Origin of the sequence: Paraburkholderia sp. Ac-20340 (assembly GCF_017104965.1) — a bacterium.
Taxonomy (GTDB): domain Bacteria; phylum Pseudomonadota; class Gammaproteobacteria; order Burkholderiales; family Burkholderiaceae; genus Paraburkholderia.
On sequence record NZ_JAAGPR010000004.1, the window covers coordinates 352,930 to 367,796 of the forward strand.

10 protein-coding genes are annotated in these 14,867 nt (G+C 61.5%); 7 read left to right on the forward strand and 3 right to left on the reverse strand.

The window, feature by feature from the left end:
• Positions 1-57: 57 nt before the first annotated feature.
• Complete coding sequence (locus G3N59_RS08770; protein ID WP_205982162.1) at positions 58-1,083, reverse strand: carboxymuconolactone decarboxylase family protein; 1,026 nt, start codon at positions 1,081-1,083, stop codon at positions 58-60.
• Positions 1,084-1,319: 236 nt separating this feature from the next.
• Between G3N59_RS08770 and G3N59_RS08775 the strand changes: the two genes are divergently transcribed.
• From G3N59_RS08775 to G3N59_RS08795, 5 genes are all read left to right on the forward strand, one after another.
• Positions 1,320-2,078: a glucose 1-dehydrogenase gene (locus G3N59_RS08775; protein WP_205982271.1), complete on the forward strand. Its 759-nt coding sequence runs from the start codon at positions 1,320-1,322 to the stop codon at positions 2,076-2,078.
• Between the two features lie 74 nt (positions 2,079-2,152).
• A complete protein-coding gene (gene ccrA, locus G3N59_RS08780; protein WP_205982163.1) occupies positions 2,153-3,430 on the forward strand; it encodes a crotonyl-CoA carboxylase/reductase in 1,278 nt (425 codons plus the stop codon).
• A 32-nt stretch (positions 3,431-3,462) separates the two neighbouring features.
• On the forward strand, positions 3,463-7,293 hold the full coding sequence (locus G3N59_RS08785; RefSeq protein WP_205982164.1) for a type I polyketide synthase: 3,831 nt from the start codon (positions 3,463-3,465) through the stop codon (positions 7,291-7,293).
• Between the two features lie 18 nt (positions 7,294-7,311).
• The gene (locus tag G3N59_RS08790) at positions 7,312-7,638 is read left to right on the forward strand and encodes an acyl carrier protein (protein WP_205982165.1); all 327 of its coding nucleotides are present in this window, start codon (positions 7,312-7,314) and stop codon (positions 7,636-7,638) included.
• Between the two features lie 84 nt (positions 7,639-7,722).
• Positions 7,723-8,715 carry a beta-ketoacyl-ACP synthase III gene (locus G3N59_RS08795; protein ID WP_205982166.1) on the forward strand — a complete coding sequence of 331 codons (993 nt, stop codon included), beginning with the start codon at positions 7,723-7,725 and terminating at the stop codon, positions 8,713-8,715.
• A gap of 34 nt (positions 8,716-8,749) precedes the next feature.
• Here G3N59_RS08795 and G3N59_RS08800 read toward each other — a convergent pair whose 3' ends face one another.
• Positions 8,750-9,544, reverse strand: a complete 795-nt coding sequence (locus G3N59_RS08800) for an EAL domain-containing protein (RefSeq protein WP_241023278.1) — start codon at positions 9,542-9,544, stop codon at positions 8,750-8,752.
• A 628-nt stretch (positions 9,545-10,172) separates the two neighbouring features.
• Here G3N59_RS08800 and G3N59_RS08805 point away from each other — a divergent pair.
• The gene (locus G3N59_RS08805) at positions 10,173-12,539 is read left to right on the forward strand and encodes a CHASE2 domain-containing protein (RefSeq protein WP_205982168.1); all 2,367 of its coding nucleotides are present in this window, start codon (positions 10,173-10,175) and stop codon (positions 12,537-12,539) included.
• Between the two features lie 39 nt (positions 12,540-12,578).
• A complete protein-coding gene (locus tag G3N59_RS08810) occupies positions 12,579-13,280 on the forward strand; it encodes a response regulator transcription factor (protein ID WP_205982169.1) in 702 nt (233 codons plus the stop codon).
• A gap of 144 nt (positions 13,281-13,424) precedes the next feature.
• Here the strand turns inward: G3N59_RS08810 and G3N59_RS08815 are convergent, their stop codons facing one another.
• Positions 13,425-14,156: a response regulator transcription factor gene (locus tag G3N59_RS08815; protein ID WP_205982170.1), complete on the reverse strand. Its 732-nt coding sequence runs from the start codon at positions 14,154-14,156 to the stop codon at positions 13,425-13,427.
• Between the last annotated feature and the right edge of the window lie 711 nt (positions 14,157-14,867).

The window sequence follows — 14,867 nt, forward strand, 5'->3', positions numbered from 1 at the left end:
GGTTATTCGTAGTGCGTAGTATTGAATGATCAATCGATTGAAACAACGTTCGTAGCGTTAGATCGATTGCAATGCGGATTCTTCGTCCTCGTGTTCGGCAACGTCCGGGCGCGACGCGGGAAACAAGGGATCGGCGATGTGCAGCGCCGACTGCACCGCGAGTGCGCCCGCATGAGGCAGCGCCTGCATGATCGCGCTGACGATCTCCTGCCGCGAAGCACCCAGCGCGAGCGCTTCCTGAATGTGCGCGGCGAGCGTCTCTGTGTCGGCGCTTCGCGAGAGGCAGGTCAGGCAGGCGATGTCGGTGAGATGCCGCGTCTTCGCGTGTGCAATGGATTCGAACGGCGAGGCGCTCATCTCCAGTTCTTTTAAGCAGCGCTCGATATCGGGTGAAATAGTCGCCGTGCTCGCAACGCTATCAGCCGATTGCGTTTTCGCGCTGTCGAATACGTCGAGCGCCACGCGCGTCAACGGCAATACGATTGGCCAGCCGATGTAACCCGTGAGTTGAATCAGCACTTCGGTCAATTCCTCACGGCTCCAGCCAAGCTGCAGGCAGTCTTTCAAAAGGTGCCGCACTGTCGCCGGTTGATTGCCCTGCGCCATCACGATCGCAAGCGTTGCCAGCTGGCGTTCTTTTTGTGTCAGCGCCTGCGATGGTGCGTGGCCGGACACCAGCAAACGCGCAATCGACGATGCGTCGCGCAGATGGCGATACGTATCGTGTCCAACGGCGAGCCCGCGCTCGTGCAGCAGCATCAACACAAGCCGCACGCCGGCCATTGCCACCGGTGCGCCTGACCACGCGAGCGTATGCATGGCGGTTTCAAGCAGCGCTTCCGGCGTCCAGCCGGTATTCAACATGCCGCCCGCGTGATATTTGAGCGCGGATTCGGCATTGCCCATCGAAGTCAGGACTGCGACGGTAATCAGTTCGCGATATTTGAGTGACAGTCCGGGGCGCGCGATGATATCCGCATAAGCGCCTTCCACAAGTAATTTTTTGAAATCTGGATCGAGTTTGTCCAGTGCGGCGCTAAGGCTGTTGAAGCCTTCATCTCCAATCGCGCGGATCGTGGACATACCCAGTTCATGTTTCGATATTCGTTGTGCATGCATATAAATTCAATTCGAATGAACGCGGAAAGGAAAGACGCTCTGCATCATATTCGCGCGGGTGTTTGGCAATTCTGAATTTTTGTGAAGTTCGACCGGCTCGCGTTTCTTGCCCCCTAGAATCGTTTCCGAATCGCGCTGCTGATCATTGCCGCCGATGCCGTATGGATGGTCTGTCACATCAACGTAACCGGGAGAACGCATTGCTGAAGCTTCAACAGAAGGTCGCCCTTGTAACGGGTGGTAGTTCGGGTATCGGTCGGACCACGGCGTTGCTGTTTGCCAGAGAAGGTGCAAAGGTTGCGATTGCGTCGCGTCGCAAAGAGGAAGGCTTGGCCGTGGTCGAAGAAATTGGCCGCGCAGGTGGCGAAGCCATCTTCGTCAAAACCGATGTTTCGAAAGCCGAAGAGTGCGCCAATGCGGTCGAGCAGACCGTGCGCGCTTTCGGCAAGCTGGATATCGCTTTCAATAATGCAGGCGTCGAGCAATTCGGCAAGCCGGTTGCGCAAACCGATGAGGCAAGCTGGGATTTCGTCATGGATATCAACCTCAAGGGGATATTCCTTGCGATGAAATATGAAATTCCCGAGATGCTGAAAGCGGGCGGCGGCGCGATCGTCAATATGTCTTCCACTTACGGTCTTGTGGCTTCCGCATTCGGCGGCTGCGCTTATCACGCCTCGAAGGCGGGCATCATCGGCCTGACCAAAGCGGCCGCGCTCGAATATGCGAAGCAGAATATTCGCGTCAACGCGATCTGCCCGGCGTTCGTCGCGACGGCGATGGTCGAAAAGTTTCTCGATGAAACGCAGATGACCGACCAGATCAAGGCGTTTCATCCCGTGGGCCGTCTGGGTACGGAAGAGGAAATTGCACAGGGCGTGCTGTTTCTCGCCAGCAGCGCTGCGTCTTTCATGACCGGCACCGCCTTGTCGATGGACGGCGGCATGATCGCGGCCTGATTCACGCGACATTCTCACCAGGTTCGTAGCGCGAGCGCTATGCCTCTCGAAGCAGATCAATTATGGATATCAATATGGATACCGAAGTATTGGATGTCGTCGTGCAAACCCATAGCGGGCAGCCCGAGTTGTTCGAGATCGGCCGTCCGGTGCCGCTGGGCGTCGTGCCCAGAAAAATGCATGCGTGGACGATTCGCCGCGAGAACCACGGCGAACCGCAAGGCGCGTTCACGAAGGAAGTCGTGCCGGTGCCGTCGATCGGCGCCAACGAGGTGCTGATTCTCGTGATGGCTGCGGGCGTCAATTACAACGGTGTGTGGGCGGCGTTGGGCCAGCCGTTTTCGGTGCTCGATCTGCATGACGATCCGTATCACATCACCGGTTCGGATGCCGCCGGCATCGTGTGGGCCGTGGGCGCGAATGTGCGCAAGTGGAAGGTGGGCGACGAGGTGGTCGCGCATTGCTCGCAGGTCGATGGCGAAGACGAGGAGTGCAACGGCGGCGATCCCATGCTGTCGCCTTCGCAGCGCATCTGGGGTTACGAAACCACGCATGGTTCGTTCGCGCAATTTGCGCGCGTGCAGGCCACGCAATTGATGCCGCGCCCGAAGCATCTGACGTGGGCCGCGAGCGCCTGCTACACGCTCACGCTTGCGACGGCGTTTCGCATGCTGTTCGGCCACAAGCCGCACGCCTTGTCGCCGGGCCAATCGGTGCTCGTGTGGGGAGCGGCTGGCGGGCTCGGCACGATGGCGATCCAGCTTGCCGCGCTCGCGGGCGCGCGCCCCGTTGCGGTGGTCTCCGACGATTCGAAAGCCGACTTCGTCAAAAGCCTGGGCGCAGTCGGCGTGATCAATCGCTCGCATTTTTCGTGCTGGGGCGCACCGCCGCCGGTCGATGAAACGGCCGCTTATACGGCCTATATCGACAGCGTCAAAAAGTTCGGCAAGGCGATCTGGGATGCACTCGGCGAGAAGCGCGATGTCGATATGGTCTTCGAACATCCGGGGCGCAATACGTTTGCGCCGTCCTGTTATGTGGTGAAGCGCGGCGGCATGGTGGTGTTCTGCGCGGCGACGAGCGGCTACGACCTGACCTGCGATGCGCGCTATGTGTGGATGCGCCAGAAACGCATTCAGGGCAGCCACTTCGCGAGCCTCAAGGAAGCCGCGCAGGCGAGCCGGCTGGTGATGAGCGGCAAGATCGATCCTTGTCTTTCGGAAGTGTTTCCCTGGAACCGTCTGCCCGAAGCACACGCGAAGATTCGCGCCAACCAGCATCTGCCGGGCAACATGGCCGTGCTGGTGCAGGCAAGCAGCAGCGACGATCTCGACGCGGCGCGTCACCACTAGACATGCAGAACTCTTCCAGCAACGAGACCGCAATGGACCAGTCCAGCGTACCCTCCAGACGGGTCGCCATTATCGGCATGGCGTGCCGCTTTCCGGGCGGCGCCTCGTGCGCAGCCAGTTATTGGGACTTTCTCAATTCCGGGCGCAGCGCGATTCGCGAAACGCCGCGCGAACGCTTCGATATCGACGCATTCTATTCGCCGGACCCGGACGAGCCGGGCACGACTTATTCGCGCGTCGCCGGTTATGTCGACGATCCCTTTTTCTTCGATCACACGTTCTTCCGCACCTCGGCGGCCGAAGCGGTGGAAATGGACCCGCAACAGCGCTGGATGCTGGAACTCGCGTGGTCTGCGCTCGAGAACGCGGGGCTTGCGCCGGGCCAGTTGCGCGGCAAGAACGTTGGCGTTTTCATGACGACCGGCGAGGCCGATTATGGTCGCCGCACCGTCTGGTCGGGCGACCCCGCCGGCATCACGACTTATTCGAAGCTCGGCAATCTGCGGGCGATGGCGCCGGGGCGCGTGGCGCATGTGCTGGGCTTGAGCGGGCCGGCGATCTTTGTCGATACGACCTGCTCCTCGTCGCTCGTGGCCATTCATCTGGCGTCGCAAAGTCTGCTGGCGGGCGACTGCGATGTGGCGATCGCGGGCGGTGTGAACCTGATTCTCGGGCCCGAGGAAACCATCGGCGTCGCGCGGCTCCAGGCCATGTCGCCGTCGGGACAATGTCGCCCGTTCGACGCGCAGGCCGATGGCTATATTCGCGGCGAGGGCGGTGGTGCGATCGTCATGAAGCGGCTGGAGGATGCGCTGGCGCATGGCGAGCGCATCGACGCGGTGCTGGCCGGTTCCGCGCTCAATAGCGATGGTGCGAGCAACGGCCTCACCGCGCCCAACGGCGCGGCCCAGGAAGCGGTGATCCGTCGTGCACTGGCCCGCGCGGGCGTGGCCGCGCAAACGATTGCGTATGTGGAGGCGCATGGCACGGGCACATCGCTTGGCGACCCCATCGAATTATCGGCACTCCGAAATGTCTATGCGCGCGATGTCGAGCGCGACAAGCCGATCCTCGTGGGTTCCGTGAAATCCCAGGTGGGTCATCTGGAGGGTGCTGCCGGCATGGCCGGTTTCATCAAGGCGATGCTGATTTTGCGTCATCGCCATGTGCCCGCGCAGGTGAACTTCACGACGCCGAATCCGCGTTTTCACTGGGAAGGCACGCAACTGGAGATCGCGCGCGAACGCACGGCGCTCGCCGAAGGCGCGACGCTGGTTGGGGTGAGCGGATTCGGCATCACGGGCACCAATGTGCATATGATTCTGGCGGCGCCTGATCCGGTGAATACAGCGGATAGCGCGGCGGACAGCGCGGCGAATGTCGAGCGCGAGCGCGTGCTGACACTGTCGGCGCGTTCGCCTCAGGCACGTCAGCGACTCGCATCGGCATGGCGAGCCTGGCTTGCGAATACGTCCACGCCGTTGCGCGACGCTTGCCATACGGCGAGTGTGAGGCGCGATCATTTCGATCATCGCGTGGCGCTGGTCGGCACGACAAAAGACGATTTCATCGCGGGTCTCGACGCTTTTCTCGCGGCGAATCCCACCGGCCAATGGCACGCAGGCGAGCAGGCGCGCAAGCCGCGCCTGGCGTTTCTCGTGCCGGGGCAGGGCGCGTGGCAGCCCGGTGTGGGCGGCGATCTCTACAACGGCAATGGCTTTTTCCGCAAGCATGTGGACGCGTGCCTGCGCCACCTCGACGCCGAGACGGCGCGCGCCGTGCTCGATGCGATCCTTGGCCGCGACGCCGCTTCGGTGCGCCATCATCCGGGCCAGCTCGCGCACTTCAGCGTTTGCTATGCGCTCGCGCGCACGTGGATGGATCTGGGCGTGCAGCCCGATCTGCTGATCGGGCATTCGCTGGGCGAGCATGTGGCGGCCGTGATCGGCGGCGTGATGTCGCTCGCGCATGGCATCAAGGCGGTCGAAGCGCGTGGGCGCTTGTTCGATAGCGCGACGCCTGCGGGCGCGATGCTCGCCGTCGCGGCCAGCGCCGATGAACTGCGCGCACAGTTCGCGTTCGGCACGGACCTGTTCGTGGCAGGCATCAACGCGCCGGAGCAGACCGTCGTGAGCGGCACGCAGGCAGCGGTGGCGAAGGTGCAGGACGCGATGGTGGCGGCAGGCAAGCGCGTCTCGTTGCTCAAGACCTATGGAACGCCCGGCCATTCGCCGATGCTGCGTTCGATGCGCGAAGCCTTCCAGCAGGCGCTCGAATCCTTGACGTTCAAGCCGTGCGCCATCCCGATCGTCTCCACGCTGACGGGCGCGCTGGCGACTGAATCGATTGCCACTGTCGAACATTGGCTCGATCTGGTCGAGCAACCCGTGCGCTTTCACGAGGCCTTGCGCGCGGCGTGTGACGGCAAGACGCTCTTTATCGAAGTCGGCCCTGGCGCGGCGCTCGCGAGGCTCGCCCGCGCGAGTTCGGGCGGCGACTGGCAGTGTGCGATTTCATCGCTGGCAGACGGCCCGGAAGGCGACGAAGAAAGCGAAAACACCGGCTTTGCCCATGCCTGCGCGCATTTGTACGGCGCGGGTCAGACGATCGCGTGGAGCAAGCTTTACGGCAAGGCGCCACAACCTGCCGAAGCGCCAGGTTATTGCTTCGACGAAGTGCGATTCGAATTGCCGTTCCCAGATGTTGCGCGCCGCGTCGTGCAGCACTCGAATCCAATCGCGGCGAATAGCGATATGACGCGAGCGCCGCAGGCTGTATTCGCCGAAGCGAACAGCGAAGCCTTGCTCGCTACACTGCGCACGATTGTCGCGTCGGTGGCAGCAGATGGCGTGAACCTGACCGATGCGGATTCACTCGTCGGTCAGGGACTCGATTCGCTTGCGTTGACGGAATTGCGTGTGCGTCTGCATCAGCGCTTCGGCAAGATGCCGCCCATGTCGATGCTCGCGCGCGGCGCGTCGCTGGATTCATTGGCGGCGTGGTACGGCGCATCACGCGATGCAAGCGCGAACGAAGTGAAGAAAGTGCCTGAAACAAGCGATGATCGCGCACTCGTCGTGACCTTGCGCGAGGGCCGTGGTCCGCTTGTTGCGCTCGTGCATCCAGTTGGCGGCGATGTGCTTTGCTACGAGGAACTGGCCGCCGCGTGGCCGGGCGACCCAACGATTATTGCGTTCCGGCATCCCTATGCGGACCAGGATCGCCAACCCGCGTATCTCTCGATCGGGCAACTCGCGGCGCGCTATCGGGCGGCGCTGCTCGCCAGTCACGGCAAGCAGCCCGATCTGCTCGGCGGCTGGTCGTTCGGTGGCATTGTCGCGCACGAAATGGCGGCGCAATGGGAGGCGCAGGGCAATGTCGCGCCGCCGCTGCTGATCGTCGATAGTCCACTATTCGAAGGTGTTTTCGCAACGCGGCTGCGCCAGTTGGCAAGCGACTTCGAGAAGCTGGACGACACCCAGCTCATCGATCAATGGCTGGCCGATGAGCGCTTCGACGCCATGCTCGACCACGACTTTCATCTCGCCGAGGCGCGACGCCGCGCGCATCCGGCCACTTTTGCTCATCTCGCACGATTGCATGCGGCGAGTGCGGTGGCGCAGGCGCGTCATCGTCCGCGCCAGGTGGAGGCGCGCATCGAATACGCGCTTGCCGCGCGCAATGAGAGCGGCGCATCGGCCACCCACGCGGCGCAGCATTTGCGCGCGCTCACGCGCGGCGGCATCACCGTGAGCGTATTCGACGACGACCACAACTCCATCGTGCGCGAACCGGCAGCACGACGGCTCGCCGCTTTGCTGCGCTATGACGACGTTGCGCACGCAACATCTTTCTCCATCTGATCTCAAGGAACCGAACTCATGAGCGACCAACTTCACGCCGCAACCGCTAACGCGTCCAGGGTGACCGCGCAGTCGATCCTCGCCTGGATTCAGGAGTGGACCGAGGCGAACCAGCTTCAGGTGCCGACCGACCTCGACCAGACTTTCGCCGATGCCGGATTCGATTCGATGCATTCGGTCGAACTGGCGTTCTTCCTCGAAGAGCGCCTGAAGATCAAGATCGACGATACCGTGCTGTTCGACTATCCGACCTTTGCTTCGCTCGCCGATCATCTGGTTTCGCGCGTCCAGCCGGCCGCAGCCGACGAAGCCGAATCGGACGAAGCCGCTGCCGGAAGCTGGTAAGCGCGTCTGCGCCGGCGCCGGCGCGTCCTGGCTGGTCGCCCGGCGCAGCATCGATCATCATCGACTTTAATCGGAGTACTGAGGATGGCGGAAATCAACCGCGCTGGCACCTGGATGTCGCGCGTGGTGGGCTGCGGTTCGGCGCTGCCCGAGCGGCGCATGACGAATCTTGAGATCGCGCGCATGGTCGACACGACAGACGAGTGGATCACGCAACGCACGGGCATCAAGGAGCGGCGCATCGCAGCGCGCGGCGAGCTGACTTCCGATCTGGCGATTGGCGCAGCGAACGCGGCGCTCAGGCATGCCGGCATGCGTGGCGCCGATATTGACCTGATCGTCCTCGCGACCTGCACGCCCGATCGCACCATGCCGTCCACGGCGGTGCGCGTGCAGGCCGCCATCGGTATGGAAGGCGGCGCGGCGTTCGATGTGCAGGCGGTGTGTTCGGGCTTTGTATTCGCGCTTTCGGTGGCCGACAACATGATCCGTTTGGGGCAGGCGCGCACGGCGCTCGTGATCGGTGCGGAAACCATGTCGCGGGTGGTCGACTGGCACGATCGCAATAGCTGCGTGCTGTTCGGTGACGGCGCGGGCGCGGTGATTCTGCGCGCCGAGCGTCATGCCGAAGGCACGCCGCGCGGCATTCTTTCCACGCACCTGCATTCGGACGGGCGGCATCAGGACAAGATCCACACGGACGGCGGCGTGTCGTCCACCCAGACCGCCGGCACGATGCATCTGGCCGGCCGCGAGGTGTTTCTGCATGCCGTGGTGAATCTCGCCGAGGCCTCGCAGGAAGCGCTCGCCGCGAATGGTTTGAGCCAGAGCGATCTCGATTGGGTCGTGCCGCATCAGGCAAACCAGCGCATCGTGCAGACCTTGAGCGACAAGCTGCATTTGCCGATGGAGAAAGTCGTGCTCACCGTCGATCATCACGGCAACACGTCGGCGGCGTCGATTCCGCTGGCGCTCTGCGAAGCCGTTGCCGATGGGCGCATCAAGGAAAACGATCTGGTGCTCACGCCGACCATGGGATCCGGTTTCACCTGGGGCGCCGCGTTGATTCGCTGGTAGACAGGCATCGGCATTCGCACGCGGCGGCGCGTGATTACGGGCTGCCGCGCATTGCCTGGGCGCTCGCAGAAGGACGTCCGTAACGCGCGATCAATTCGTTTACGCGGGTTTCGTCCTGCGGTTTGTCGATATAAAACCCCTGCACGTCGACGTCGCGCAGCGATTGGGCCCAGGCAAACTGCTCCTGCGTTTCGACACCGGCGAGCACGATCTGCTTTCCGTGGCCGTGCGCGAATTTGACGAGCATTTCGATCACGCGCGTGGCTTCGTTATCGGCGGGTACGTTCGCAAGATACGAGCGGTCGAACTTGACGATATCGGCGGGCAGTTGTTGAAGCAGGGTCAATGAGTTATAGCCGCCGCCCAGATCGTCGAGCGCGACCCGCGTGCCGATAGCCTGAACCGCGCGAATGGCTTCCGCCAGGCCGTCCAGGCAATCCGGTTGAACCGCGCCCGTCAATTCGATATCGAGCCGCGCCGGCATGACCTCGCGTGCCGCGAAAATCGACTGGATGCGTTGCGGCAGATCGGCACTCGCCAATTCCGTTGCGCCAAGATTGATGGCCAGCGAGAGATCGCCGTGGCCGGAGCGTTGCCAGCGCTGCAGCGTGTCGGCGGCGCGCTCGATCAGCATGTCGGTAAAGCGGCGGGCCAGAATCGAATCTTCCACCAGGCTGATAAAACGCGCCGGCGCGAGAATGCCGTCATCGGGATGTCGCCATCGCATCAGGTATTCGAACCCCGAAAGCCGCTTCTCGTGCAGACGCAGTATCGGCTGGGCGACGAAGAAAAACTCGCCGCGTGCGAGTCCAAGCTCGGCGTCGCTCAACAGGGATCGCGGCGGGCGTGGGCGTGTTTCGGGCGGCTCTTGCGCGCTGCCGGAAGGCGCCGTTTCAACGGCGGCCCGAATGGGGCGCCAGAACGAACTCAACCGTTGTTTGACCTGGACTCGCATAGACGGATGGCTGGCGTGGACTACGTCAACTCTTTCTTTTGCTGTGGGGAGTGTGGTGATGCGTAACGGGTATTGACCGCGGAGGCTAACACATCGGGCCTGTTGACAAAAGCGTTTTGCCTGCGTTGCGTGCGCAACGAATTGTCAATTGGGCGTTTTTATTATTGCGTATTTTCCGAATCTTTTTGCAGATTAAAATCGTTTTCAGGGAAATTTAATAACGGTGACTTAAAGGAAATTTCTGGAAATGCGTTTGGTTGCGTGCGCAAACGTATGAAGAATAGACAATTTGTTTCATTTTGTGACAAATGCTGACGCACGCTTAACTATTTGGATAATTCAGGCTCCCGCCACTGTCGTGCATTTGCGCGAGGCAATCCGCAGTCAGAGAGTCGAGATTTACCGGTGTCAGAATTTTGCTGCATTCGCCCATCAGGCGTTTCGCGGAACCCCGTCAGCGCATCGCGCGACTTCAGCGGTTTTTCGTTGCTCACACCCTGACATGAAAGGCCGGTTCTTCTTCGGTTCCCGTAACCGCTTTCGCGATGACTCAGGATTGGCCGCGCGGGCCCAACCGGATCTATCCCGCGAGTGGCCCGGACTCGTCCTCGCGCTGATCGTGGCGTGTTTTGCGCTTTCGTGTACGCACGCACTCCATCGCGCCGACCTCGCATTCCTCGATATTGCCTCGCGTGCCCTGCATCAGGTTGCGCCGCGACGCATTCTGGTCGTCGCCATCGACGATCAGACGGTGTCCGCGCTCGGCCGCTTGCCGCTTGCGCCCAGCGTGCACGCGCGTCTGCTCGACCGGCTGACCGATGACGGCGTTGCGGCCGTGGGCCTCGTGCCGTGGGGACGCGCCATAGGCAGCGCGTCCACGGCCGAGTTGCTGCCGCTCGTGGATGCCGTGCGGCGCAACGGCAAGGTGGTGATTCCGCTGCCCGCGCCTCACACCGACGGCGACAAACTCCTCGTGCGTGCAAGCTATGCGCGCGCTTTTACCGGCGCGCGTCAGGATAGCGATGGGATTTATCGCAGCGTGCAGCTCTGGTCTGGCGTGCAGCAGGCCGAGGGGCACATTGCCGCGCTCGTGCTGCGTGCTGCGGATGAAACCATGCCGATATGCAGTCGGGACGATAAGGCGAGTGAGCGCGCCGGGGGCCGAGGATGCGTGCGCTATGTGCCATTGGGCGCGGAGCCTTCGTTCGATAGCGTGTCGTATCTCGACGTGCTGCAAGGGCGCATTCCCGCCAGTTTTCTGCGCGGGCGGATCGTCCTGATCGGCGTGACGGCCAGCGGTTACGCAGAACGGCTTCCCACACCGCTGGTCGATGGCGCATCCCTGAGCGGCATCGAGTTCGTTGCGGAGGCAACCAATGCGCTGGCGACTTCCACGCTGGTCAGGCCCAGCCAATTCTGGCAGCAATTGCTATTCGATCTCGGCGTCGTGCCGCTCGTGTGCATCGCGCTTTATCTGCTGGGGCCGCGCTGGAGCTTGTGCGTTTCCGTCGCGCTGGCCTGCATGAATGCGCTTGTCGCCTTGCTGGCGATGCGGCTGGGGCACATGTTTCTCGCCCCGGCAGTGGGGTTCGTGACTTGCCTGATCGCGTGGCCGTTATGGGCGTGGCGGCGTCAGGAGGCGCTGCTGAGCTATCTGTCGCGCGAGACCGCGAGATCGCTGCGCGAATCCACGGCGCCGTCGGGATCGACGCGTATCCGGCGCTTCGTCGATCCGATCCAGCATCGCCTGGAGGTCGTGACGTCGCTGGTCGAACGCGTGCATCGTTATCGCGAGCTGGTGGCGGACTGGGTCGACACGCTGCCCGAGGCCACGCTCGTGGCCGATTATGCGGGCACGGTGCTGCTGGCTAACGCGCAGGTGATTGCATTGTCCATGCACCCGGATGGCAACGGCGCGACATCCTCGCCGACGGGCCGTCAGGCCGCCGATGTGCTGTTCGAGATCACGTCATCGCATCGTGCCGTCGATTTCGTCGAGCAGGCGCTATCGCTGCTCGAAATGCAATACGCGGGCCGAACCCTGCCGGTGAGCGCCACAAGCCTGCTTTCGCAAGGCATCGAGATTACGAGTGCGCGCGACGGGCGGTCGCTGCTGCTCAAATGCGCGCTGATACGCCCGGGTGCGGAACGCGGCAGCGCGCTGATTTTCTATGTGACCGATCTGTCTTCGATCCGCCGCGCGGAACGGCAGCGGGATATGGCGTTGCGTTTTATGTCGCACGACATGCGTTCGCCGCAAGCCGCCTTGCTCGCACTCGTCGAGCAGATGCGGCAAGACCCGCCGCGTCTGACGCAGCGGCAGTTTGTCGAACTCGTCGAGCACTATGCGACCACGGCGCTGAGTCTGTCCGACGATTTTCTATTTCTCGCGCGCGCCGAATCGGTGGCGCCGAATTTGAGCCGGGTGGACCCGGCGTTGGCCTTGGGCGATGCCGTCGACGACTTCTGGCCGCAGGCCAGCGCCAAATCGATCGACGTGAATCTGATCGCGGAGCCCGGCGTCAATACGATTGCCGATCCCCAGCTTTTGCGGCGCGCGTTCGGCAATCTGATCGGCAATGCCATCAAGTACAGCCCGCCTTCATCGGCGATTCGCGTGCGTTTATCGGTGACGCGCAATCATTTCAAGGTCTCGGTGGTCGATCAGGGACCTGGCATTGCGGAACCCGATATGCGGCGCTTATTTCTTGAATTCGGCCAGCTCGAAAGCTCGCGGTCCTGGTCCGGTCATGGCCTGGGGCTTGCGTTCGTCAAATCGGTGGTCGATGCATTGGGCGGGCGGGTTTTTGTGCGTTCGGCCGTGGGGCAGGGGACGGTATTTACGGTTCGCCTGCCGAGGCTCGGATAGATTTTCTATGACCGGAACCGGATGTCTGGAATTAAAAGCATGCATATTCTGATTGTCGAAGACGATCCCGTTCAGGCTCAGGCCGTAGCGGGCGTATTGACGCGGCATAACTTCAGCGTGAGTGTCGTGAACGACGGCGAAGCGGCGATCCGCTTTTTGCAGGCCGAGACGGTCGATGCCGTCGTGCTCGACTGGCATTTGCCAGGCATGAGCGGCATCGAGGTCCTGAAATGGATACGCGAAGGTATTGGCGAGAAATATGGCGTGCTGTTTCTGACCAGCCGGGTTCAGGAACTCGATGTGGTGCACGCGCTGGAAGCTGGCGCCGACGATTACATCGCCAAGCCTTTTCGTTCCGATGAACTGGTCGCGCGCGTTCATGCGCTGGTGCGCCGCCTGGTGCGCAATGCGGGCGACAAGGCCATCAGGGCCGGCGAATACGTGCTGGATGCACAGGCCAGAACGATTACGCTTCGTGACGCCGATATCGTGTTGACCACCAAGGAATTTCAGCTCGTTGCGACGCTGTTCAATAACCTCGGGAAAATCCTGTCACGCGAGTTGCTTGCACTGACTGCGTGGGGGCGCGAACTCGGCGCCGAATCGCGATCACTCGACACCCATATCTACCGCATCCGGCGCAAACTGAAACTGCATCCCGAGAACGGCCTGCGGCTGACTTCGGTCTATACGGCGGGATATCGTCTGGAACCGGTCGCGCAATCTGTTTCGGATGCCTGATTGATTGCCGGTTCTCTGCGAAGAAAGAAAAAGCGGCCGGCGCTCGATGTGCCGGCCGTAAATGACGCAGCGACGGGGTTCGCTACGCCAGGAGAACGTGCTTCAAAGAAACTGACTACCTATGCGCCGCGATGAAGCGCGCGGCTAGAGACATTCGCCCACGATAACCTTGCCCGCAGCGAAACCCGGTTCGGCCGCGACCATTTCGTCGAGCCGGTATCCAACGGTGTAAACCGACGACAGACGCAGACGGTTTTCCGGGCGTAATTTCAACTTCTGGCGAATGCGATAGACATGCGTATCCAGGGAACGCGAATCCATTTCACGGCCCCAGGCAGTCTTCGCCAGCATGTCGCGCGACATGATCTTGCCGAGGTTATTGAACAGCGCGGCCGCCACGTCATATTCCTTCGGCGTGAAGTCGATCGGTTTGCCATGTAGCGACACGGTTCGGCCTTGCCGGTCCAGCACGTATTCACCGGCCTTGAGCAGGCTTTGCGGCGTACTGTTGCGCGCGGCCCGGCGCGTCAGCGCCTTCATGCGCGCTGCCAGTTCGTCCGGTCGGAACGGCTTGGTGAGATAGTCGTCCGCGCCCGCGTCGAGCGCGCTGACGACATCGCATTCCTCCACGCGGCTCGTCAGCAGCAGCACACCATACGTCCCGCCTACGCCGTCCCTGATCCAGTGCAACACGTCGATTCCCGACATTTTCGGCAGATGCCAGTCGAGCACGACCGCGTCGATAGGCTGGACGCGCAATGCCCGGATCGCGCTTTCGCCATCCCGCGCGAAGTGCACGTGATAGCCGAGCCGCGACAGGACGCCTGCCACGCCTTCCGCCTGAACGGGATCGTCCTCGACAACCAGAATGTGCACTGAGTCATCTCCTTTACGCGACGCCAAACACACGGGACAGGATCTTATTGGCGGGGAGAAGAATCGTTTGTGAACAATTGTGAACTTCGATGTGACATTGCGTGAAGAAAATGCGGATTGATGTATTTGCCGCATTGCATGGTGATGCTTTTAGTTTCGGATAAGCCTTTTCCACAGCCACTTCGACGTTGGTTTTCAGCGATTTTCAAAATCAACGGGGCGATTTCAAAAGCTTTCCAGATATTTGTGATTTCCTGACAACAGTACGTCGTTGCACAGTTGGGAGGAATACGCTATCTGCAGGCGAATAGCGCATTTCAGGCCGCGTAAACAAGGCAGTTTCGCTTTCCCTTCTTGTGTATTCAATACGCATCGCAAGTGAATCCAGTCACGCTGAATCCTTCCAAAAATTGACAAAAGTTCAGTTTTCCTTTCGCGACGAAGCCAATATTATTCGTCGCTGAAAGATCTCGTAGGAATTGGAAACAAGGTCGTCGCCCGGTTTAATCATTTCAGACGCCTATCACGCCGACGACGATTTCACGCGCCTCAAGCGCCGACGTCATAAGAATTTCCAGACCGCACGCTCTCGGTAGGTTGACCAATACGAACGAACAGCGCGCACGAACACTCGATGCGCGGCAGAGCGTTCATTGCGGATTGCATTGAATAGTAATCCGAAGCAGTTTTTTCTAAATCAATCAGAAGCCG